The sequence below is a fragment of the Roseibium aggregatum genome, from assembly GCF_017309185.1.
GTDB classification, from domain to species: domain Bacteria; phylum Pseudomonadota; class Alphaproteobacteria; order Rhizobiales; family Stappiaceae; genus Roseibium; species Roseibium aggregatum_B.
In genome coordinates this window covers 121,836-143,455 of the sequence record NZ_JAEKJZ010000003.1, presented here as the reverse complement: position 1 = coordinate 143,455, position 21,620 = coordinate 121,836, and the positions used below count along the sequence as shown (strand labels likewise).

21 protein-coding genes are annotated in these 21,620 nt (G+C 61.0%); 6 read left to right on the top strand and 15 right to left on the bottom strand.

Annotated elements, in window-relative coordinates; translation table 11 throughout:
• Positions 1-25: 25 nt before the first annotated feature.
• The 5 genes from JF539_RS15840 to JF539_RS15820 are packed head-to-tail and all read right to left on the bottom strand — an operon-like array spanning position 26 to position 3,781.
• The gene (locus tag JF539_RS15840; RefSeq protein ID WP_207141675.1) at positions 26-397 is read right to left on the bottom strand and encodes a phosphate acetyltransferase; all 372 of its coding nucleotides are present in this window, start codon (positions 395-397) and stop codon (positions 26-28) included.
• Positions 394-783 carry a MaoC/PaaZ C-terminal domain-containing protein gene (locus JF539_RS15835; protein ID WP_207141674.1) on the bottom strand — a complete coding sequence of 130 codons (390 nt, stop codon included), beginning with the start codon at positions 781-783 and terminating at the stop codon, positions 394-396. Before JF539_RS15835 ends, JF539_RS15840 begins: the two co-directional genes overlap by 4 nt.
• Complete coding sequence (locus JF539_RS15830; protein WP_207141673.1) at positions 780-2,327, bottom strand: acyl-CoA synthetase; 1,548 nt, start codon at positions 2,325-2,327, stop codon at positions 780-782. Before JF539_RS15830 ends, JF539_RS15835 begins: the two co-directional genes overlap by 4 nt.
• A gap of 43 nt (positions 2,328-2,370) precedes the next feature.
• Entirely contained in the window at positions 2,371-3,144 is a 774-nt protein-coding gene (locus JF539_RS15825; protein WP_207141672.1) for an enoyl-CoA hydratase/isomerase family protein, read from the bottom strand.
• A gap of 10 nt (positions 3,145-3,154) precedes the next feature.
• Positions 3,155-3,781 carry a TetR/AcrR family transcriptional regulator gene (locus tag JF539_RS15820; protein WP_207141671.1) on the bottom strand — a complete coding sequence of 209 codons (627 nt, stop codon included), beginning with the start codon at positions 3,779-3,781 and terminating at the stop codon, positions 3,155-3,157.
• Between the two features lie 438 nt (positions 3,782-4,219).
• Between JF539_RS15820 and hemA the strand changes: the two genes are divergently transcribed.
• Positions 4,220-5,437: a 5-aminolevulinate synthase gene (hemA, locus tag JF539_RS15815; protein WP_207141670.1), complete on the top strand. Its 1,218-nt coding sequence runs from the start codon at positions 4,220-4,222 to the stop codon at positions 5,435-5,437.
• Between the two features lie 136 nt (positions 5,438-5,573).
• Positions 5,574-6,359 carry a DUF1194 domain-containing protein gene (locus JF539_RS15810; protein ID WP_207141669.1) on the top strand — a complete coding sequence of 262 codons (786 nt, stop codon included), beginning with the start codon at positions 5,574-5,576 and terminating at the stop codon, positions 6,357-6,359.
• A gap of 23 nt (positions 6,360-6,382) precedes the next feature.
• Here the strand turns inward: JF539_RS15810 and JF539_RS15805 are convergent, their stop codons facing one another.
• The 7 genes from JF539_RS15805 to JF539_RS15775 form a co-directional block, all read right to left on the bottom strand.
• Positions 6,383-7,528, bottom strand: a complete 1,146-nt coding sequence (locus tag JF539_RS15805) for an acyltransferase family protein (protein ID WP_207141668.1) — start codon at positions 7,526-7,528, stop codon at positions 6,383-6,385.
• Positions 7,529-7,670: 142 nt separating this feature from the next.
• A complete protein-coding gene (locus JF539_RS15800; protein ID WP_207141667.1) occupies positions 7,671-8,486 on the bottom strand; it encodes an alpha/beta fold hydrolase in 816 nt (271 codons plus the stop codon).
• Entirely contained in the window at positions 8,476-9,543 is a 1,068-nt protein-coding gene (locus tag JF539_RS15795; protein ID WP_207141666.1) for a branched-chain amino acid ABC transporter permease, read from the bottom strand. The genes JF539_RS15800 and JF539_RS15795 overlap by 11 nt, the downstream gene beginning before the upstream one ends.
• Positions 9,544-9,555: 12 nt before the next feature.
• Entirely contained in the window at positions 9,556-10,584 is a 1,029-nt protein-coding gene (locus tag JF539_RS15790) for a branched-chain amino acid ABC transporter permease (protein WP_207141665.1), read from the bottom strand.
• A complete protein-coding gene (locus JF539_RS15785) occupies positions 10,581-11,303 on the bottom strand; it encodes an ABC transporter ATP-binding protein (RefSeq protein ID WP_419247684.1) in 723 nt (240 codons plus the stop codon). Before JF539_RS15785 ends, JF539_RS15790 begins: the two co-directional genes overlap by 4 nt.
• 2 nt (positions 11,304-11,305) lie before the next feature.
• Positions 11,306-12,079: an ABC transporter ATP-binding protein gene (locus tag JF539_RS15780; RefSeq protein WP_207141663.1), complete on the bottom strand. Its 774-nt coding sequence runs from the start codon at positions 12,077-12,079 to the stop codon at positions 11,306-11,308.
• Between the two features lie 131 nt (positions 12,080-12,210).
• A complete protein-coding gene (locus JF539_RS15775; RefSeq protein WP_207142032.1) occupies positions 12,211-13,374 on the bottom strand; it encodes a substrate-binding domain-containing protein in 1,164 nt (387 codons plus the stop codon).
• 268 nt (positions 13,375-13,642) lie between these two features.
• Between JF539_RS15775 and JF539_RS15770 the strand changes: the two genes are divergently transcribed.
• Genes JF539_RS15770 through JF539_RS15755 form a run of 4 tightly spaced genes read left to right on the top strand, consistent with a single transcriptional unit; the run spans position 13,643 to position 16,780 of the window.
• Positions 13,643-14,407, top strand: coding sequence for an SDR family NAD(P)-dependent oxidoreductase (locus JF539_RS15770; RefSeq protein WP_236042527.1), 765 nt, complete (start codon positions 13,643-13,645; stop codon positions 14,405-14,407).
• Entirely contained in the window at positions 14,404-15,324 is a 921-nt protein-coding gene (locus JF539_RS15765; RefSeq protein WP_207141661.1) for a 2-dehydro-3-deoxygalactonokinase, read from the top strand. The genes JF539_RS15770 and JF539_RS15765 overlap by 4 nt, the downstream gene beginning before the upstream one ends.
• The gene (locus JF539_RS15760) at positions 15,321-15,944 is read left to right on the top strand and encodes a 2-dehydro-3-deoxy-6-phosphogalactonate aldolase (protein WP_207141660.1); all 624 of its coding nucleotides are present in this window, start codon (positions 15,321-15,323) and stop codon (positions 15,942-15,944) included. Before JF539_RS15765 ends, JF539_RS15760 begins: the two co-directional genes overlap by 4 nt.
• On the top strand, positions 15,941-16,780 hold the full coding sequence (locus JF539_RS15755; RefSeq protein ID WP_207141659.1) for an SMP-30/gluconolactonase/LRE family protein: 840 nt from the start codon (positions 15,941-15,943) through the stop codon (positions 16,778-16,780). Before JF539_RS15760 ends, JF539_RS15755 begins: the two co-directional genes overlap by 4 nt.
• A 74-nt stretch (positions 16,781-16,854) precedes the next feature.
• Here JF539_RS15755 and JF539_RS15750 read toward each other — a convergent pair whose 3' ends face one another.
• From JF539_RS15750 to JF539_RS15740, 3 genes are all read right to left on the bottom strand, one after another.
• Positions 16,855-17,526, bottom strand: a complete 672-nt coding sequence (locus JF539_RS15750) for a DsbA family oxidoreductase (RefSeq protein ID WP_207141658.1) — start codon at positions 17,524-17,526, stop codon at positions 16,855-16,857.
• Positions 17,527-17,710: 184 nt separating this feature from the next.
• On the bottom strand, positions 17,711-20,146 hold the full coding sequence (locus JF539_RS15745; RefSeq protein ID WP_207141657.1) for a methyl-accepting chemotaxis protein: 2,436 nt from the start codon (positions 20,144-20,146) through the stop codon (positions 17,711-17,713).
• 386 nt (positions 20,147-20,532) lie between these two features.
• Entirely contained in the window at positions 20,533-21,456 is a 924-nt protein-coding gene (locus JF539_RS15740) for a sugar kinase (protein WP_207142031.1), read from the bottom strand.
• Positions 21,457-21,620 lie beyond the last annotated feature (164 nt).

The following is a 21,620-nucleotide window of genomic DNA, read 5'->3' as shown; positions in this document are numbered from 1 at the left end:
GGCCAGCCTTCGGCAGAAACAAGGTTCAATCCTTGCCGACGTCCTCGACATAGACCAGGGCGCGTCCCTGACAGATACGGGTTCCGTCCGCCGCGACGCAGACGGTTTCAAGATCGACCAGGTGCTTTTCAGGGCGCAGCCGGGTAATGGACACCGACGCCGTCAGCACTTCGCCAACAGGAGCGGGCGTCAGAAACTCCAGGCTCTGCTTCAGATAATTGGTTCCCCTTCCCGGCAGCTTCACACCCAGGAGATAGGAAAACAGACCGCCGATCAGCGGGCCTGGAACCGCCTGCGGAACCTCGGTTCCCTGTCCCGCCAGCGCTGCAAAATCCCGCATGTCCTGACCCGTGTAGGTGCGGGTGATTTCCGCGCGCTGCCCGATCTCAAACGTCATGCTCCACCTCCAAGATCGCAGGTGCCGGACAGGGTCACGGCGCCGTCGGCGCTGCGCTTGACCTCGATCAGGATCTGATCTTTCCGCTCCGGGTTTTCTTCAAACGTCAGGGTCAGTTCCTCGTCCGCGTAGGCCGGGTTCGGAAACATCAGCGTCTGCAGGACGTGGGACCGGCCCGGATAGAGCCTTTCCAGATGCGCGAACACCTTCGTGTAGAGCAGCATCCCGTGGGAAACGGTGCGTCCGAACCGGGTCCGGGCGGAAAAGGCGGGGTCGACATGGATGGGGTTGTCATCGCCGGAGAGCCTGGCGAAGGCATCGAACTCCGCTTGACCGGGGGTCCAGAAGGCAGTCGCGCCGGAACACGCTTCGTCCGCATCACTCATGACTTGAGAAACCTCCGGTCGTTTTCCTGCAAGAACGTGTCTTTCAAAATGGTCTTGCGCACCTTGCCCGCCGCGGTGCGCGGCAGCTCTTCGACGACAAGAAAGCTTTTGGGGACCTTGTAGGCGGCGAGCCGGGAACGGCACCAGCCGGTCAGGCCTGCCGCATCGAGCATCTCTCCCGGGCGGGCGATCAGATAGGCGGCACCGGCCTCTCCCCATTTTTCGTCCGGCACCCCGACGACCACGGCCTCCAGAACAGCCGGGTGGGTCAGAAGAACCCTTTCGACCTCGGCCGGATAGACGTTTTCACCTCCGGAGATGTACATGTCCTTGATCCGGTCGACGATAGAGTAGTAGCCGTCCTCGTCCCGCCGCGCGATATCGCCGGATTTCAGCCAGCCGTCTGTTGTGAACGCGGCCGCGGTTGCTTCGGGATTGTCCATATAGCCGGGGGTGACATTCGGCCCCCGGACCTCAACCTCGCCTTCACCGGCCCCTTGAACGACCTGTCCGCGGCCATCCACAAGCCTGACATCCGTCAGCAGCTGCGGCTTGCCGACGGAGCCGATCTTTTCCGCGGCATGCGCCTTGTCCATCAAGAATATCGTCGGCCCCGTCTCCGTCATCCCCATCCCATTGCAGATGGTGACCCCACGTTTCTGGAAATCCTGTAACAAATGCTTCGGCACCGGAGCCCCTCCGCAATAAAGCGACCTGACCCGGGAGAAATCCGTGGTTTCGATTTTGCCGGAAAGCGCCATGGCCTGATAGACGGCGGGGACGGCAAAAAAGCAGCTCACACGTCCCGCGTCGACGAGATCCAGAACCGTGTCCGCCTCGAATTTCCGCAAAACGGTGGAGGTCCCTCCAAACAGAAAGAGCGGCAGGGTCGGCAGGTTGATGCCGGCGGTATGAAACAGCGGCAGGTAATTCACTCCGGTTTCACCCGTCACAATGCCTGCGCTCTGGGCGTAACAGACCGTGTTGGCATAGGCCATGCCCGCGGTCTGGATCACCGCCTTGGGCAGGCCGGTGGTGCCCGAGGTGTAAAGGAGGTACCAGGGGGTGCCGGCCTTCACCAGTCCGCCGCGCACCGGTGTGGAGCCGCCCTCTTCCAAAACACCGTCCAGAGCACTTTCGCCGTTCGCCATCGCACCCAGCGGCAGCAGGCCGATCCCGCTTCCCGCGGCAAGCTCCCCTGCGGTTTCGGCGAACGCTTCATCGTGGAACAGGAGCTTCGCCCGCGAGGCGGACAGAACCAGGTTCAATTCGGCGGCCGGCTGGCGCCAGTTGAGCGGCACCAGAACAATGCCGGTTTTCTGCGCCGCGAACAGCAGGACAAAGAAGTCCGGATGGTTCAGGCAGAGCACAGCCACCCGGTCTCCATCCTCCAGGCCGCGCGCGCGAAACACTCCGCCGAGCTGACAGGCACGGCGGTCGATCTCCGCAAACGTGAAATTCCGGCCGGTGTCGAAATCGGAAAACGCGACGGCTTCGGGTGTCATTTCAGCCCGTTTCGCCGCCATATCCGTTACAAATTCCATGGTCCCCCCGGGATCATAGGCCAGCGCGTCCCCATTTCCGCGGTCACGCGCGTTCGCGCGTGAATTCTCTCATGCCGGTGATCGTGGCCGGACAGGTGACCAGATCCAGGAACCGCTTCCTTTCCCGCTCCAGACGGTCGCGAACGCCCGCGCACCGCCGCTCGTCCCAGACATTTTGCCTGGTCACCCGATGGGTTTGCGCGCTCCCCCCGCCGATTTCCGCCACCCATCCGTCGACCACCGATCCCAGTCCGGATGCCGGACAGACGCGCGCCACCAGCCCGAGCGCGGCTGCCTCCTGGGCATCCAGGCGCCTGTTCAGATATTGAATTTCGAGGGCTTTCGAGACACCGATCCGATCCGGCAGGAGAGCCGTCCAGCCGCCGTCCGGCCCGAAGCCGATCTCTGAATAATAGGGTTGCAGGAAGGAGTGCTCGGCCACGGCCACAAGGTCGGCCGCAAGCACCAGCCCCAGCGCTCCGCCGGTGACCGGCCCGTTTACGGCGGCGAGAACCGGAACCGGAAACGCCAGAAGATCGAGTATGGCTTCATGCAAGGCGCTCACCAACCGCCCGGCGTAGTCGGAAAGTTCGGCGCAAGAACCGGCATGAGCCAGAAACCCGGCCACATCCCCTCCGGTGGAAAAACTGGCTCCGCGACCGGACAGAACAAGCGCGGCCGGATTCCTCTTCGCCGCCGCCGCGATCGCGGCGCGTAAGTCAGAGACCAGTTCCGGGATCAGCGAATTGTGCCGGTCCGGCCGGTTGAGCCACAACCAGACGGCCCCGCCCCTTTGCTCGGTCTCGACTAAAGTCATGTCCGTTGCCTCAAGGCTTGAGTCCGCTGGCGATCAGCCTGTGGGCCTGAGCGACCAGGTGCTCAATCGGCGTGTCCTTGCCGAACACCACGTATTGTTCACCAAGGGAACGGGCGATGCCCATGAGCGCCCAGGCGAGAACCTCGACATCGATATCAACGATTTGTCCGGCCTGTTGCGCGGCCAGAAGCCCTGCCTTGTAGCCTTCCGCAAAGCTCGTGTAATATTCCCGGTAAGCCGCCGGATCGACGAACAGCGCTTCCTGAACGATCCGGTAAAGATCCGGGTGCGCCTGAACGAATTCCAGAAACGCCTGAAGCCCGGCCCGCTCGATCTGCAGGCGGTCCTGAATGCCCTGTGTCGCTTCGGTGATTTCGTGCCGGACCAGACGGCCCATTTCCAGAACCAGCTCGGAGAAAACCTCCTCCTTGGTCGTAAAATAAATATAGAAAGTGCCTTGGGCGACGCCGGCTTCGCTGGTGATCTGCCCGATCGAAGCGTCGTTGTATCCCCTTGCGCCGATCACGCGCTCCGCAGCTGAAATGAGAGCTTTGCGTGTCGCTTCGCCGCGGGCTGTTTTAGGCTGATTGCCAAGCACCTTGTGCGGCGCTTCATGGTTTCCTGCCGTCCCAATCACATTCCGCCCTCCCGCCTTTCGCAAAACATGAATCACTATTCACGTCTGCAATCAGAAAGCAAGAGACTTATTAATAACACGCAATAGTTATATTTTAAGCGAATTTATGAAGGTCGATAAAATTATTTTTGCCCTTCAACGCCGGGAACAAACGGAAAACATCCCTTAGCCAGGACCGTTCCGCAAACATCTCATTGAAACAAAAAAAGGTTTTGGAGTACCGCTCACCTTTTCCCCTGGCCTGGACAAAATTTGTCGGCGGGATTGACCTTGATCAAGGCCCAAAAATTTGTATTCCAGTTTTTAATTGTTATAGATTTCCCGTTAGGTTCGATCCGTCACGCACGGACGCCTTAATAAAAATTCGGCGCGGAGACACCGCGCCATCGGGAGAGAGAGGCGCTGGCCATCGGGTCAGTGATGAAGAGGACCGGCACGATGGACATGAACGCGTATCTGCAGGAACGCCTGGACGCACTTCACGACAACGGAAACTATCGCGTTTTTGCAGATCTGGAACGTCAGGCAGGAAGCTTCCCACGGGCGACGCGCTACCGGGAAGACGGCTCGGTTCAGGACGTAACTGTCTGGTGTTCCAACGATTATCTGGGAATGGGACAACATACGAAAGTCGTTGGCGCGATGCAGGACGTCATCGCCAAATGCGGCGCCGGCGCCGGCGGAACGCGCAATATTTCCGGAACCAACCACTATCACGTCCTCCTGGAACGCGAGCTGGCCGACCTTCACGGCAAGGACGCCGCCCTGATCTTTACCTCCGGATATGTGTCCAACTGGGCCGCTCTCGGCACGCTCGGGGCGCAAATCCCGGGGCTGATCATCTATTCCGATTCCCTCAATCACGCCTCCATGATCGAAGGCATCCGTCACGCCCGCTGTGAAAAACGCGTTTTCAAGCACAATGACGTGGCCGATCTGGAGCGACTTATGGCCGCAGACGATCCGGATGCGCCGAAGCTGGTCGCCTTCGAAAGCGTCTATTCGATGGACGGCGACATCGCGCCGATCGCGGAAATTTGCGACGTGGCCGACGAGTTCGGCGCCATGACCTATCTCGATGAAGTCCATGCCGTCGGAATGTACGGTCCGCGCGGCGGCGGTGTCGCCGAGCGCGAAGGCCTGATGGACCGCCTGACCATCATCGAAGGCACGCTCGGCAAGGCCTTCGGCGTCATGGGTGGCTATATCACCGGTTCGAAGACAGTCATCGACTTTGTCCGCTCCTTTGCCTCCGGCTTCATCTTCACCACCGCCCTGCCGCCGGCACTGGCAGCCGGCGCAACCGCATCCATCCGTCACCTGAAGGACAGCCCGTTCGAGCGCAAGGCCCACAAGGACCGGGTCGCCCAGCTGCGTGCGGCCCTCGACAAGCGCGGCATTCCGCACATGGAAAACCCAAGCCACATCGTTCCGGTGATGGTTGGCGACGCCAAGAAGTGCAAATGGATCTCCGACATCCTGCTCGACACTTACGGCATCTACGTTCAGCCGATCAACTATCCGACCGTCCCGGTCGGCACCGAGCGGTTGCGCTTCACGCCGACACCGCTGCACAGCGCCGAGGATATCGAGTATCTCGCCAATGCGATCAACGATCTCTGGTCTCAATGCGCTCTGGCCCGCGCGGTTGCCTGAGCGGATTTGAGCCAAACACAGCGACATTGCACCCGCCCTCATTGAGGGCGGGTTTTTCTTCGCCCCGCCCCCCTTTTCCTTTTGGGACCCGCTGCCCTACGTTAAGTGAAGCACCACTTGCCGGGAGCGATCTGCGATGCGGTTTTTCTCATGCCTGGTTTTCTCCTTCCTGTTTTTGACCTCCCCCTCCCTTTCCGAAGAACTCGACCTTGAACTCGTTCTCCTCGCCGATGCGACCGGCTCGATCGACGATGCGGAAATCCGGTTTCAACGCGCCGGATATGCGCAAGCAATCACGGATCCGGCGGTTCTCAACGCCATAACGGACAATATCTACGGCAAGATCGCCGTCACCTACGTGGAATGGGCAGACATGTTCTCGCAGGATGTGGTCGTCGACTGGACCGTAATCGACGGCAGGGCTTCGGCAGAAGCGTTCGCCGCCAGACTGATGGAGGCCCCGCGGCAGGCCTATGGGCGCAACGCGATCGGCGCGGCGCTGCTCAAGGGCAAGGAACTGATTGACACCAACGCTTACCAGGGTTTGCGCCGGGTTATCGATCTTTCCGCCGACAGCGCCAACAACTGGAACGGCCCGACCATCTCAGAGGCCCGGGAGACCGTCGTCTCTTCCGGCATCGTGATCAACGGGCTCGCGGTTCTGTGCCGGCACTGCTCCGGCCGGCCGGTCACCTACGATCTGGAAGACCGCTTCTACCGGGAGATCATCGGCGGCCCCGCGGCCTTTGTCGTCACCGCGGACAGCGCGCAGACCTTCGCCGATGCGGTCCGCAAGAAGCTGATCCTGGAAATCGCGGAAAACCCGCAAGACGCCTTCAGGCTTCTCCGGCAGCTCGCCGGTTTGAGGGAACGCCGGGAAAGCCGGCACGACTACCGGCCGCAACGAACAAGGTCCAACTAGGCGGCACCGTTACTTCTGACGCGTCATCGGGCCGCCGACGGCTCCCGCCGCCAAGTACGCGCCGCATAGTCTTTCGACCAGCACCGGAATGGTTGCTCCACCAGATGATAGGTGAGGACCGAGAGAACGGTCGTCAGAGAGAAGGCCGCGATTATGACCAGCCATTTGGCGTTTCCCGCCACGTGGTCCGTCGCGGTCATCTCGGTATGAAACACGATCTTCGCCAGTTCCGTGCAGGACAGAAAGGCGAACATGTGCCAGAGATAAAACGAATACGAGATCTGACCGCAATATTGCATGACCCGCGTATCCAGAAGCCGCGACACCAGCCCTTGCGATTGTCCGGAAAAATACGCGACCACCACCGCGAACCCCAGCATCACCGCCATCTGAAGGCCGTAGTCTGAGCCCGACACACTGACAAGCCCGGTGGCGGCGGCAACCAGGAGCAGCTCCAGAAACGTATCGGCCGCAGCTCCCCGCCTCTTGAGGATGCGCCCGAAATCCAGCTGGGCAATGCCGACACCAATGAAAAAGCCGGCCATGGCACGGAGAAAGCCGAAGTCGGAATGGCGGAAGGACAGGTCCGGCTGGGACAGGGAAAGACCGATGATCCAGAGAGCCAGATAACAGAGCGCGGAAAACAGGAACGGTCGCCAGGGATGAGGCTTTCGGCTCGATGAGAAAGCCCCGCGCGGCACATAAGCGATGAAGAAGACCAGATAGGCGAAAAGTTCCGCCGATATGCTCCAGCTCGGAAAATTCCAGCCAAGGTCCCTGGAAAGGCCGTAGCAATTGATCAGAAGCAGGTTCTCGAAAAAAAGCCCGGGCGTGTTGTATCCGAGATCGGTGCTGCCGATACCCAGGAAGCGGGCGGCTGCATATCTGCCGCCGATGGCGGCGAGCCAGGCCATCATGATGAAAAAGTGGGCCGGGTAAAGCCGCATCAGCCGCAAAAAGGCGAATTGCCTGAAACGGACCGCACCGGTCCGGATCGACCGGTGGTAACTCTTCCAGATCACGAAACCAGACAGGATGAAGAAGAAATCGACGAAAAGCGCGGCGTTCCGAATAAGAGGAACGGTGTTTTCATAAGGCAGAAAAAAGTGAAAACCCGCCACCAGGATCGCGGCTACGCCTCTTAGTGCATTTAGCTTTGAGTAAAACACGCCGCAGGTCCCGCCGGCACCAAGTCTTGCAAACGATGCTCTGGAAAAGCAGTTGATCCTCAAGCGCCTGTTGCCTTAAGCGTTGCACACCCTGCTTTAAAACATCGTGAACCTTGTAAAAGCGGGAGCGGCAACCGCAAATTCAGCCCGCTCCGCCCCGGTCTGCCCCGCGGACAATCGATCGCAGCAACGCGTTGAAACGCTCCGGCTCTTCCATGTGCGGCGAGTGGCCTGAACTCTCGAATTCATGAAGCTGAAAATCCGGCACATTGTCCTTGTGCCACTGAGCCACACCCGGCCCGTAAAGCTGGCTGTGGGCCCCATAGACCAGATGAAGCGGCAGCGGGAAGGCCTTCAGCAAAGCCCGGAAATCCTGCCGCGCCAGGGATGCCCACATGGGTTTGAGCAGCACCGGATCGCATTTGGCGATCTCCGCGGTGGCGAAGTCGAGCAGGGCGCGATCCATTGGCCGGTCGCTTGCGAACAACCGCCGGGCAATTCCGCCGGGCAGTTTCGGCCATTCGGGCACGAGTGCATTCAGAACATGTTCGTTGGTGGCCGCGGTCAATCCGTTCAGCGTGCCGTTGGACCACTCCTCGTCGTTGACGATTTTCGGCGACATGTCGATGCCGACGACGGTGGCGATCCGCTCGGGGCCGTGACGCTCGATCATGGCGTAGGCGACATGAGCCCCCATGGACCATCCGCACAGCACGGCATCCGTGAGATCCTCGTTTTCCAGAAACGCCGCAATTGCATCTGCCGCGGCTTCGATGGTCAGGGGCAGTCGGCCGCCGGTTTCGCCGTGGCCTGGAAGATCGGGAACGATGCAGCGGACATGCTTCTTGAGCGCATTCACCTGCCCCTTGAAAAATGGCCCCGGACAGGACCAGCCATGGAGCAGGACAAGCGGCCGCCCCTCACCTTCGTCGCGAACATGAAGCTGTTTACCGTCCACGCGCACCTTCCCGAAGCCGCCCGACGATTCCCGCCGGGAAGAAATAGACCGACAGGACAAACAGGACCCCGAGCCAGAGCAGCCAGCGCTCCGGCGCCACCAGACTGGACAGCAATGGCACCGCCTCCGTCGCCTCGGCGGCGACCCCCATCAGATTCTGCAGATAGGTCTGCGCCAGAATGAACAGGGTTGCCCCCAGAACGGCACCGTAAAGAGTACCCATTCCCCCGATAACCACCATCAGCAATATGTCGATCATGATTTCCATGGAAAGCGTCGTTGCCGGTCCGGTGTAACGCAGCCAGATGGCAAGCAGGGATCCGGCAAGGGCTGCCATGACGGCGGAGAGCACAGTGGCCGCCGTCCGGTACCAGACGACGCGGTAGCCGATGGCCTCCGCCCGGAAGGCGTTGTCGCGCACCGCCTTGAGCGTACGCCCGAACGGCGAGTTCACGATCCTGAGCATGACCAGAAACAGGATCGCGGATGCGAAGAACACCAGGTAGTAGGCCAGCAGTTTGCCGTTGATCCGGACATCGAACACCTTGTCCTTCACTAGCTTGAAGGCCGGGGTCAGTTCGCGGGGGATCTTGTAGTTGAGGCCGTCCTCGCCGCCCGTCAGCCAGGACATCTGCGACACCAGCACCGCAAAGGCACTGGCCACCGCGAGCGTCACCATGGCGAAGAAGATCGCCTTGACCCGTAGCGAGAAAAGCCCGATGGCGAGAGCGAAAACGGCGGCGACGACAGCGCCCGCCGCGGTTCCCCACAGCAGCGACCAGTAGCTTGCTCCCGTGGCCGAAAGGGCAAGCGACGTTCCGTAGGCTCCGATGCCGAAGAACATCGTATGGGCGAAGGACACGATCCCGGCATAGCCGAGCAGTAGGTCGTAGCTGGCAACCAGCACGATGAAGATGCAGATCCGCGCCGCCGTTTCCAGCGACTTGGTGCCCGGAAAGAGAAACGGCGCGAAGGCAAGCGACACCAGAACGATCAGAAGCAGGACCGTCAGAAGGCTGCTTCGCGGCGTGTCACCGGATAGGAGTCTCGTCAGCATCTCCACGCCCCCCTATTTCGCCTTGACCACGGGATAAAGCCCCTGCGGCCGCCACATGAGGATCGCCACCATCAGCGCGATGGTGGAGATCAGCGCCACTTTCGGGGCGAGAAACGCCGTGTAGTTGGCGAGCAGCCCGACCAGAAGCGCCCCGATGAAGCAGCCTTCCACCGATCCCAGACCGCCGATGATCACGACGATGAACACCAGCACCATGATGTCGGACCCCATGTGCGCGGTGATCGTCTCCTGATAGAGCCCCCACATGACACCGCCAAGACCCGCGAGCGCCGATCCGGTCATGAACACCAGCAGGAACAGGCGGCGGATGCGGTAGCCGAGCGCCTCGACCATTTCCCCGTTCTCGACACCGGCACGCACAAGAAGGCCGATCTTCGTCTTCTTCAGGACGTGGCGCATGGCGAGGAACAGGGCAAGACCTATGCCGACAGCCACCAGCCGGTATTTCTCGATGGCTGCCTCGCCGAGAACCACCGAGCCCTGCAGGGCCTCCGGGCGGGACAGATGCATCTCGTCCGGTCCCCAGACCACGTGGATCATCTGCTGGGCGACGATCAGCCCGCCCATGGTCACCAGGATCTGTTTCAGGTGATCTCCGTAAACCGGCATCACGATCACCCGCTCGAACGCGTAGCCCAGGAGACCGGTGACGAGCATCGCGGCCAGGATCGCGACGAGAACGGCGGCCAGATTGAGCAGGACGCTCGGCGACGCGGTCCAGCCCGCCACCCAGGCCAGAACGGTAAAGCCGACAAACGCCCCGACGGTCACGAACGCGCCATGGCCGAAATTGATCACGTCCATCAACCCGAACACGACGGTCAGACCGGACGCCATGATGAAGACCATCATGCCCATCGCAAGCCCCGCGACGGTCAGCGTCAGCCAGCTTGCGGGGTTGCCGATGGCGATCAGTCCCGCCAGCGCCAGAAGCGGCACCAGGAATATGGGAAGCTTGCGAAAGACCTGTTCGCTCAGCGGTATTTTCTCGATGCGCGGCTTGATGGCTTGTTCGCTCATTGATGCGCCTCCAGGCTCAGCCCCATCAGTTTTTCCTGCAAGGCACTGTCTCCGGCAAGCTCCTGCATGGAGCCGCTGTGGATGATCCGCCCGTCGTCCATGACGGCGACCGTGTCGCCGATGCTCGAGGCCATGGCGAAATTCTGTTCCACCAGCAGGATGGTCGTATCGGTCGCCTTCAGTTCCGCCAGGGCATCGATCATCGCCTTGACGATCGCCGGCGCCAGCCCCTTGGTCGGCTCGTCGATCAGGATCAGGCGGCGGGGCTCGATGATCGCGCGGGCCACCGAAAGCATCTGTTTCTGCCCCCCGGACAGCGTCCCCGCGGGCGAGGCCCAGAAGGTTCCTATCGGCGGGAACAGATCCTTGATCCAGGCAAGGCGCTTTGCGTCCATCGGACCGTTGACGGCCGCCAGGATCATGTTCTCCTCCACCGTCAGATCGGTGAAGATCCCCATGTCTTCGGGAACGAAGGCGATCCCGCGCCGGGAAATCTCCGGGGTCGCCAGTCCGGTGATCATGTGGTCATGGAAGTGGATTTCGCCCTTGCTGGCCTGCCAGAGCCCCATGATCGTGCGCAGCGTCGTGGTCTTGCCCGCGCCGTTGCGGCCGAGAAGCACGGTCACGCCGCCTTCCGGCACCGTCAGGTCGACGCCCTGGAGAATGTGATAGGGCCCGATATGGGTGTGAACTCCTTGAAGAGACAGAAGCGGGTTCACTGTCATGCCGCCGCCTCCGGCGCCTTGCCGAGATAGGCTTCCTGCACCACCGGCAGGGCGATGACCTCCGCCGGCTCGCCATCGGCCACCAGGGCGCCGTTGTGCAAAACGATGATGCGGTCTGCAAGGCTGCGGATCACGTCCATCTTGTGTTCCACGAGCAGGATCGTCCGGTCCAAATCGCTTTTCAGTTTCTGGATCAGTTCAAGCACCACCGGCACCTCGTCGACGCTCATGCCTGCGGTCGGTTCGTCGAACATCAGAACCTGGGGACCGAGCGCGATCAGGATGGCCACTTCCAGCTTCCGCTGATCGCCGTGCGGCAGGGCGGAGACGATCTGATCGGCCTGATCGATCAGCCTGACCTCGGCCAGCACATGCTCGGCGCGCTCCAGAAGTTCGACATGGCTTTCGGCAATGGAGAAAAGATCGAACCCCATGCGGGCCTTGGCCTGCGCGACGAGCCTTACGTTCTCGCGCACACTCAGCGTCGGAAACAGATTGGTGAGCTGAAACGCCCGCCCGATCCCGCGTTCCGTGCGGTTGGGGACGGACATGCCGGTGATGTCCTCGCCATTCAGGAAGACAGAGCCCCCCGTCGCCGGAAGCTGTCCGGAAATCAGGTTGAAATACGTGGTCTTTCCGGCGCCGTTCGGACCGACGATGGCCGTCAGCGTCCCCCGGTCGAAACGGCAGGAAACATGATCGACCGCGACATGGCCGCCGAAGCGGACGGTCAGGTCCCGTGTTTCCAGAATGGGATGCTCTTTGACCATGGCAGGCGGTCCTGTGGCGGGAAAAGGAAAGTGAAGGCGATCCCGGCCGGATAAGGGTCTATCCGGCCGGGGGTTTCGCAGCTTTTGCGCTTTACCCGCCGAGCATAACGATCAGCGGGGAGTTGAAAAGCCTACTGATTGCGAACCGGGATGTTCATGTCCTCGATCTTCAGTTCCCGCACCAGTTCCGGAATGCCCCATTCGACATCAGGATCGACCTTGATCTTGAAGTGATACATCGGCTGCAGCGCCTGATGATCTTCCGCACGGAACATCATCTTGCCCTTAGGCGTTTCGAATTCCATGCCTTCCATGGCGGCGATCAGGTCCTCGGTGTCCGTGGACCCAGCCTTGCGGATCGCCTCGACGATCGCGATACCGGCGGACATGCCTCCTGCGGTAAAGAAGTCCGGCGGCGCGTCGAAGCGCTTCTGGTGTTCGGCAACCAGCCAGTCGTTCACCGGGTTCTTCGGGATCTCATAGTAGTAATAGGTCGCGCCCTCCATGCCGGGCAGTTCCTTATAGGCCTTCATGGCCGCCAGGATGTTGCCGCCGGTCGCGATCTCGACACCGAAACGCTCCGGCTCCATAGCCTTGATCTTGCCGATCGGGTTGCCGCCGCCAGCCCAGATGACAAACAGGAACTTGCGGCCCGGCTCGTCTTTCAAGGCGTCGAAAATACGCTGCGCGTTGGCTGTGAAATCCTGCGTGTCGGTCGGCGTGTATTCCTCGAACACGAGCTTTGCGCCGGTGCCTTCCAGCGCTTCCTTGAAGGCTGCGACGCCGTCGCGCCCGAAAGCATAATCCTGGGCAAGGGTCGCGATGGAGACGCCTTCCTGACCGAGCGCCACCGCGTTGGCGACTGCATCCTGGGAGGAATTGCGGGACGTGCGGAACACATAACGGTTCCAGTTCTCGCCGGTGATGGAATCGGCGACGGCGGGCTCAACGATGAGCAGCTTTTCATATTCTTCCGCCACCGGCAGCATGGCCAGCGCAACGCCGGAGGAGACAGGCCCCACGGCAATGTCGACCTCATCGTCTCCATACGCCTCCGCCAGAGCGGCCTTGCCGATATCGGGCTTGAGCTGCGTGTCCTTTTCAAGAACCAAGATCTTGCGGCCGTCGATTTCCATCGTGCCGTCCGTCGCGTATTCCAGGCCCATCATCAGGCCCGTATGCGACTGCTTGGCATAGGCCTCGAACGGGCCGGTTTTACCGTAAACATGCGCGATCTTGATGTCTTCGGCCCAGGCGCCTACAGTGCCCACCGATGCAAGCCCCAGCCCGGCCATAAACGGCAAGGCCAGGCGTAAAATTCTGCTGGTCATTCTCTTCCTCCCTGTGGATCCGGACCCGGTCGAGTTCAAGCAACTCCCGCAAAGCCAACGCCAGATTGCCGGACCGGACTTATCAAACCTGAACGAGCATTCATGTCAAGCCGCGATCCGCTCACGCGATACATTGTTTGGTGCTCGATCCGGAAGTAACGTTCCCTCCCGACCCCATCATTGACAAAGGTCACAAGGGTGGAAGGTCAACTAAAAAATGCGGGAGAACGCCATGAACGTGAATTTTTCTGACCTGGCGGGCAGGTCTGTCTTCATCACCGGCGGCGGCTCCGGTATCGGTGCAGCCGTAACGGAGGGGTTTCTCCGCCAGAACGCCAGGGTCGCCTTTGTCCAGCGCTCGGACGCCTCCGGGTTTTGCGATGACATGGAAAAAAGGACCGGTCACCGGCCGCTCTACATTTCGTGTGACACCACACATACCTCAGCCTTGAAAGCCGCCCTGGACAAGGCGGCGGAAGCGCATGGGCCGGTTGAAATTCTGGTCAACAACGCCGCCAACGATCAGCGTCACGCGACCGGAGAAGTCGACGAGAACTATTGGGACGAGGCAATGGCGGTGAATTTGAAAGCCTATTTCTTCGCCTGCCAGCACGTTATTCCGGCGATGCGGGCTACGGGAGGAGGTGTCATCGTCAACTTCACCTCGATCTCCTACATGATGGGAAACGCCGGCTACCCGGCCTATACGACCGCGAATTCCGGCATTACCGGCCTGACCCGCAGTCTCGCGCGGGAGTTCGGGCCCGATAACATCAGGGTCAACGCCATCGCTCCCGGCTGGGTCCTGACACAGAAGCAAAAGGACATGTGGGTGACCGCCGAAACCCTTGCGGCCCATATCGACCGGCAGTGCCTGAAGAAGGAGCTTCAGCCGGAGGAAATGGTCGAACCGGTCCTGTTCCTGGCCTCGGAGGCCAGCAGGGCCATGACCGGCCAGGTTCTCGTCGCCGACGGCGGTGTGGTGGTTACCGGATGAGCACGCAGGGCAAGGCATCCTGGATCGCGGCGGACTGGGGCACCAGCAATCTGCGCATCTGGGCCATGGACGGCGCGGGAAACCCTTTTGCCCGGCGGAGCTCTGGCAAAGGCATGGGGAAGCTCGCCCGGAACGAATTCGAGCCGGCGCTGCTGGAGCTGATCGGGGATATTCTGGACGAGGGCAGCAGAACGCCGGTGATCGTCTGCGGCATGGCGGGGGCTCGGCAGGGCTGGGTGGAGGCACCCTATAAAGCGGCCCCCTGCGCCCCGCCCTCTCTTGAAGAAGCCACCCGGGTAGACACGCAGGACACGCGCCTTGACGTTCTCATCCTGCCCGGTGTCCTGCAGCACGCCCCGGCCGATGTCATGCGCGGAGAAGAAACCCAGACCGCGGGCGTGCTTGCCGAAGACCCGGACTTTCACGGCGTCCTGTGCCTGCCGGGAACCCACACGAAGTGGGCGATTGTCGGCAACGGCGAGATCATCTCCTTCCGCACCATGATGACCGGCGAGGTTTTCGCGCTTCTCAGCGGACACTCCGTTCTCCGGCACGGGTTGTCGCAAGACGCGCTGGAGGCCGAGGCGTTCGCTCAGGCCGTTCGGGAAGCCTTCGAAACCCCCGCGCAATTGACCGCCGGCCTTTTCGGGATCCGCGCGGCCGGTCTGATCGCCGGTCTCACGCCCGAAGCCGCCCGGGGCCGCCTGTCCGGTCTCTTGATCGGCGCGGAGCTGGCCGCCGTTCAAAATGACATCGCCAACCGGCCGGTTGCCATTGTCGGGACTGACCGCATCGCGAAAACCTATGAGAGCGCCCTGGAGTGTGTCGGCTTTGACACCAGTCTTCTGGACGGAGACAGCATCACCTTGAAAGGTCTCTCCCTCGCCTTTTCCTCCTTTTCGAAAGAGCCGTCATGAGCCGGAACCTGATCGCCATCCTGAGAGGCCTGACCCCGGGTGAGGCGCTGCCCATCACAGAAGAACTGATCGCTTCCGGTATCACCCGGATCGAAGTGCCGCTCAATTCGCCGGAACCCCTGAAAAGCATTGAAGCCATGGCGCAGCACTTTTCCGGCGCGGCAGAAATCGGCGCCGGAACCGTGCTCGCCCCGCAACAAGTGCTCGACGTCAAGTCGGCGGGCGGCACGCTGATCGTTTCGCCGGACTGCAATCCGGAGGTGATCGCAAGGACCAGGGCGGAAGGCATGGCGTCCTTTCCCGGGGTGATGACCCCAACGGAGTGCTTCACCGCGCTCCGCAACGGGGCCGACGGTCTCAAGTTCTTCCCCGCCTCGCTGATCGGCCCGGATGGCCTGAAGGCCATGCGCGCCGTGTTGCCGGCGGGAACGCAAACCTATGCGGTCGGCGGCGCCGGACCGGATAATTTCAAGGCGTGGCTCGAGGCGGGCGTCACCGGTTTCGGCATCGGAACCGCGCTTTACAAGCCCGGCCTGACCGTCGCCGGGATCAGGTCACGGGCGGACGCAATCGTTGCCGCATATGACACGGCAGCCGCGGAAACAGGGGAGGTTTCATGAGCCAGGTATTCGACGAGCGCCAGTGTGTCCTGGGCGAAGGGCCGCTCTGGCATCCGGAGCGGCAGCAGCTCTTCTGGTTCGACATTCTGAGCAAGCAGCTTCTGACACGGGAAGATGGCACGCCGAAGTCCTGGCAGTTCGACGAATACGTCTCGGCAGCCGGATGGGTCAGCCGCAACGAACTGCTGATCGCCAGCGCCAGCAAGCTGTTCCGGTTCGATCTCGAAAGCGGCGCGTCCGTAAACCTCTGCGATCTGGAGGCCGATAATCCGGTAACGCGCTCCAATGACGGACGCGCGGATCCGATGGGCGGCTTCTGGATCGGCACCATGGGGATCCATGCCGAAACGAGTGCCGGTGCGATCTACCGCTACCACAAGGGCGAATTGCGCAAGCTCTTCGGCGGCATCACGATTTCAAACTCGATCTGTTTCTCGCCGGACGCCCGCACCGCCTATTTCGCGGACACGGAGAGACAATCCATCCGGCGCGTCGCCCTGGACGAGGAAGGCTGGCCTGCGTCAGAGCCTGCTCTTTTCGTCGACCTGGGAGCCGACGATCTCAATCCGGACGGATCTGTTGTCGACGGCGAAGGATGCCTTTGGAATGCCCAATGGGGCGCCGGGCGGCTGGCCCGCTACGCGCCCGACGGGACTTTCCTCCAGAGGATTTCCGTGCCTGCGGTCCAGGTCACCTGTCCGTCATTCGGCGGAAGCGACTTCAGGACACTTTTCATGACGACAGCGGCCGAAGGACTGAACGGCGAGGCCGACGGCAAGACCTACATGACCGAAGCACCGGTTCCCGGACGCGCGGAACACCGTGTACGCCTCTAATACCAACCTCAACAAATAGGGTCTTATTTGTTGAGGTTGGTATAAGCGCCCACCCAAGGCACGGAAACGGACCGTCAGCCCGCCTCGCCGCCCGTCAGGTGTTCGATGATTTTCGTGAAGTTCTCGACCCCTTGCGCGCCGCTCACGAGATGCTCGCGCTCGAAAACGATCGCGGGCACGCCGTGAATTCCGTTGCCGGTCCAGAACGCCTCTTCCCGGCGGACCGCGTCGCCAAACCGGCCATCTTCCAACGCCGCCGTGGCGCCGTCCCGGTCAAGCCCGGCACTTTCGGCGACATCCGCCAGTATCGTGACGTCGTTGAGATCCCTGTGCTCCTGAAAATAAGCCTGGAACAGAGCCATCTTCAAAAGATGCTCTTTTCCCTGCGGACCGGCCCAGTGCAGGAGCTGGTGCGCCTTGAAGGTATTCACCATACGCATGTCATCGGTGAAGCGGAACTCGAAGCCGAGACCCGCCCCGAGTTCCGTCAGCCGGTTGCGGGCGTCCTGGGACTGCTCGACGGTTGAGCCGTATTTGCGCATGATGTGCTCACGCAGGTTTTCACCTTCCTCCGGCATGTCGGGATTGAGCTCGAAGGGATGCCATTTGACCGCGACAGAAACCCCCGTTTTCCGGATCGCCTGTTCAAGCTGCTTGAAGCCGACGATGCACCAGGGGCAGACAACATCGGAGACAATGTCGATCTGCAGAACATCGTCCATGGTCAGGTCGGCTGTATCGGTCATGAGACTTCGCTTTCGGCTGGTTCTTCCAGGAACGCTCATCCTGCCGCGAAAAGATCCGGAACGGGATCACATTGTGGTGTTCCTGCAAGGTGTCCGGCACCGGCGAGCGGATCCCGTTTCCGCATGTGCCGCAACAAAAAGGACACCCGAAGGTGTCCTTTTCCAGAATGGTGACGTCTCGCCGTCAGGCGGCGATCAGGGCGTGGTCCTCTTGCAGGACCTGCGTGAATTCAACGCCGCAGCCGGCTTCCGTCATGCGCACGACCTTCCCGGAAAGATGCGTTCCATCCATGAGCTCGAAGACCAGGCTATGGCCGACGGCAACGTCTTTCATGTCCTTGACCTGCGCGCCTTTGGCGCTCACGTCGATAAACTCGACGGTCCGCTTCCCGCCGTCTTCAAGTCTGACGGTCACTTCCTGCGAAAAGGCCTTGCGCGCGGCGTGGCGGCGGTCCTCCACGTCCTTGGTCACATCCTGAAGGAACCGCTCGACCTCCTCGGCAAGACGATCGCTGGCTTCGGAAACAAGATCCGAGGACGCGTTCACCGATCCGGCTTCGTCGGAGGTTTGCAGCACCGCTCCGGAAACCGAACTCATGTTGTCGGCGGCGGCTCCCGTGCTGTCGCTGGCCATTTTTGCCGAGCGGGCGATTTCCTCGTTGGCGGCACGCTGTTCTTCGATGGCCCCGGCCACGGAACTCGTCAGAGCCTTGATGTCGGAGACTTTTTCGAAAATGTGCCCGATCGCGCCAGCTGCATCGCGCACCGACGTCTGAATACCGCCGATACGCCCTGAGATTTCGTCGGTAGCCTTGGACGTCTGCTCGGCGAGGTCCTTGACCTCCGCCGCGACGACCGCGAAGCCGCGCCCGGCCTCGCCCGCCCGGGCGGCCTCGATGGTCGCGTTCAGGGCCAGGAGGTTGGTCTGGGCCGCGATTTCCCGGATCAGATTGACGACGCTGCCGATATGATCGGCAGCCTCCGAAAGCGTGGCCACGTTGCGGTTGGTCGCCTCCGCCGCCTCGACGGTCTCGTTGACGATTTTCGTCGTGGCCTCGGTCTGATTGGCGATTTCCTGAACAGTGGCCGTCATTTCCTCGGTCGCGGCGGCAACCGCCGACACGTTTTCCGAAGCGCTCCGTGAAGCGTTTCCGGCCGAATTCGCTTCCGACTGGGCATCGCTTGCCAGAGTGTTCAAGGTTTCCGCCGAGTTGCGCATGCTGGACATCTGATCCGCGACAGTGGCCAGGCGCGTCGAAATCGTGGACTTGAAGCTATTGATTAGGTCCTCGAGGAAGATCTGCCGCTGACGTTCGCGGTCCCGCTCGTTTTGAGCCTGCTGTTCAAGCTTCAGGCGCTCGATCGCATTGTCCTTGAAGACCTGGACTGCTTTGCTCATGTCGCCGATTTCGTCGGATCGCCCCACACCATCGATTTCAACCTTCGTATCGCCACCGGCAAGACGCTCCATCGCGTCCACGAGCCTGGCAATCGGTCTGGTAATCGAGCGCGCAGCGAAAATGGCCGCGACAGAGGCAATGACAAGCAGCCCGAGTGCAACGACGAACATGTTGTTGCGTGCCTTGACGATCGGGGCAACGGCCGCGTCGTAGGACTGGGCCGCAACAAGCACATACGGTACGCCGCGATAATCGAATTTCACGGCATCGAATTCCAGCTTCTCGCTCCGGTGCAAGGTGTCTATGCCGAAGGCGGTGCCGTCCTGGAACGCCTTGTCGACAACCGGGCTTGAGATCTTTGTGACCAGAATATCGTCCACGCCTTTGGTAAATTCCGAATCGTTGCGCATAAGCCTGTCTTCGCCGACCAACAGGATCTCACCGGTTTCCCCCAGACCGAAATTGCGGCGCATGAACGCGTTGATCGTTCCCACAGGCATCTGGAACGCCAGCACACCGACAGTTTCGCCTTCCTTGTCGAGAACCGGGTGAGCCATGAAGCTCGCCGCCGCTCCCGCGCTCGGTCCGTAAGGCGCGAAGTCGCTGAAGGCGACCTCCTTGTGTTCCTTGATCTCCAGCGCTTCACGATAAACCGTTCCGAGATCACTGTCCGCCCATTCACCGCCACCTGTCAGGAAATTCGTGGCGTAGTCCGCTTCCTTGAACACCGAATAAACCAGGTTACCCTTGGTATCGAACAGGAACACGTCGTAATAACCGTGGTCCTTCTGGAGCGTGTGGAACCATTTGTGATAAACGGAGTGGGCTGTGTCGTAGTCCGTTCCGGTGTCAGCATTGTAGAGCTGATCCTTTTCGCCGACCGGATGAGGGTTTTTCGTGATGTACGCAGCCTGCAGGGTCTCCATGGCGCCAGGACCCGAGGCTTCCATGCTGTCCCAGGCCGCCGAAAAGTCCTTGACCGCGGATGCGGTTCCCGGGTTTTCCGCCACGAGAATAAGTTCGCTTTCGATCGTCTCGAAATAGGTTCGAAACTGCTCTTCCCCTGTGTGCGCCGCAGCAATCAGGCGTTGCCTTGTCAGTTCATCGAGGCTGGAAGCAGAAGTGTAATAGCTCTCCAGAGCGACACCGATACCGACGACTGCGGCGGTCCCGACCACAAGCGCCGGAATTTTCTTCGACAAACGCATTCCCGCGAACATTTTCCCTCCAAACGAACAACTGCCCCAGGCGATTTCAAATCGGCCTTAACGTACGGTTCGCGAGCGAAGGAATGGTTAATTTCGCAAGGTTCGGAGGTTGATTTTATAATTCAGTATTATCAATTCAGAGGAAGAGCTACGTAAAAATAACAATAACATAACAAGAAAATCGCTCAGGACTTTCAACGGAGACCCCTCTTAACGCTCGGGGGCAGTGGCTCCGCGCCGCGAGCCGAGCCAAAGGCAGGCGTTACAGGCGATTCGGACGGCGATTCGCGTCTTGGGAAGATGCCCGGGCTGCCCAGGAAGCCATGCCTTGAACCTGGCTTTTCCCGATCGGCTCGGAAGCTGAACTTCTCGGTGTTTCCGGTTTTCCCGGATTGTGTTCAATCCTGGCCGATCGGCTCAAGGCAGGGAACCAGCGCTCCGCGGTGCTGTATGACCCGGCCCGCAAGCGCCGCACCGGCCTCCACGCTCGCGACGACATCGCCGCCTGCCAGAAACGTCGCCAGAAACGCCGCATTGAAACTGTCGCCTGCGGCCGTGGTGTCGACCACGTTCGGCACCGGGCCGGGCTGAAACGACCTGAAGTCCCGGTCCGATGCCCAGACGACCTCCTCGGATCCGTTCTTGACGACCACCATGCCCGCGCCGGCCTGAAGATAACGTTCCGCGCTTTCCTGCGGTGTCGCATCCTTGAAATGCGTGAATTCGTCTTCGAAGGAGGGCATCACGAAATCGCACAGGCCGGCAGCCGCGGTAACGCACTCCCGCATCGTGGCCGCGTCTTCCCAAAGGCGCGGGCGCAGGTTCGGATCGAAGGCGATCTGCGTCCCGCCGCTGCGGGCTATCTTCAGGCACTCCAGGAAGACCTTGCGGTCGCTTTCCGGCAGGATGGCCAGCGAGATACCGCTGAAATAGACCAGAGCGGCCTTGCGCATCGCCTGCTCAAGATGCGCCCGGTCCGCCGCCAGAAGACGGGCCGCCGACTGGGAGCGCCAATAGGCGAAACTGCGCTCGCCGCCCTCAAGCTGGATCAGGTAAAGCCCGACCGTCCGGTCTCCAAGGGTGCGCATCTCGCCGGTATCGATCCCCGAACTCTTCAGGAAATCGATCATCCGGCCGGACACCTGATCCTGTCCGACCGCCGACAGGTAACCGACGCTCCACGAGTCCGGAAGGCATTTGCGGGCATACCACGCGGTGTTGAGCGTATCGCCGGCAAAACCCATTTTATAGGTGCCCTCGCCGGTCGGCGCCATCTCGACCATACATTCGCCAACGGCAAGAAACGTTTTCGGCACGAACATCCTCCGGTTCACTCGACCCTCGTAAGCTCTCCAGCGCCGACAAGGGAATTTTAAATCGGTTTAACACGGCCACCGTCCGTATCCAACCGGCTTGGGATACGGTCTATAATATCGGTAGGGCAATGCTGTTAAGATGGTAGAAACTCATACCGGGCGTCGATGTG

Coding starts and splice junctions, on each gene's coding strand:
- JF539_RS15840 (WP_207141675.1), bottom strand. CDS start 397: ATGACGTTTGAGATCGGGCAGCGCGCGGAAATCACCCGCACCTACACG.
- JF539_RS15835 (WP_207141674.1), bottom strand. CDS start 783: ATGAGTGATGCGGACGAAGCGTGTTCCGGCGCGACTGCCTTCTGGACC.
- JF539_RS15830 (WP_207141673.1), bottom strand. CDS start 2,327: ATGGAATTTGTAACGGATATGGCGGCGAAACGGGCTGAAATGACACCC.
- JF539_RS15825 (WP_207141672.1), bottom strand. CDS start 3,144: ATGACTTTAGTCGAGACCGAGCAAAGGGGCGGGGCCGTCTGGTTGTGG.
- hemA (WP_207141670.1), top strand. CDS start 4,220: ATGGACATGAACGCGTATCTGCAGGAACGCCTGGACGCACTTCACGAC.
- JF539_RS15810 (WP_207141669.1), top strand. CDS start 5,574: ATGCGGTTTTTCTCATGCCTGGTTTTCTCCTTCCTGTTTTTGACCTCC.
- JF539_RS15795 (WP_207141666.1), bottom strand. CDS start 9,543: ATGCTGACGAGACTCCTATCCGGTGACACGCCGCGAAGCAGCCTTCTG.
- JF539_RS15790 (WP_207141665.1), bottom strand. CDS start 10,584: ATGAGCGAACAAGCCATCAAGCCGCGCATCGAGAAAATACCGCTGAGC.
- JF539_RS15780 (WP_207141663.1), bottom strand. CDS start 12,079: ATGGTCAAAGAGCATCCCATTCTGGAAACACGGGACCTGACCGTCCGC.
- JF539_RS15775 (WP_207142032.1), bottom strand. CDS start 13,374: ATGGCCGGGCTGGGGCTTGCATCGGTGGGCACTGTAGGCGCCTGGGCC.
- JF539_RS15770 (WP_236042527.1), top strand. CDS start 13,643: ATGAACGTGAATTTTTCTGACCTGGCGGGCAGGTCTGTCTTCATCACC.
- JF539_RS15765 (WP_207141661.1), top strand. CDS start 14,404: ATGAGCACGCAGGGCAAGGCATCCTGGATCGCGGCGGACTGGGGCACC.
- JF539_RS15760 (WP_207141660.1), top strand. CDS start 15,321: ATGAGCCGGAACCTGATCGCCATCCTGAGAGGCCTGACCCCGGGTGAG.
- JF539_RS15755 (WP_207141659.1), top strand. CDS start 15,941: ATGAGCCAGGTATTCGACGAGCGCCAGTGTGTCCTGGGCGAAGGGCCG.
- JF539_RS15750 (WP_207141658.1), bottom strand. CDS start 17,526: ATGACCGATACAGCCGACCTGACCATGGACGATGTTCTGCAGATCGAC.
- JF539_RS15745 (WP_207141657.1), bottom strand. CDS start 20,146: ATGTTCGCGGGAATGCGTTTGTCGAAGAAAATTCCGGCGCTTGTGGTC.
- JF539_RS15740 (WP_207142031.1), bottom strand. CDS start 21,456: ATGTTCGTGCCGAAAACGTTTCTTGCCGTTGGCGAATGTATGGTCGAG.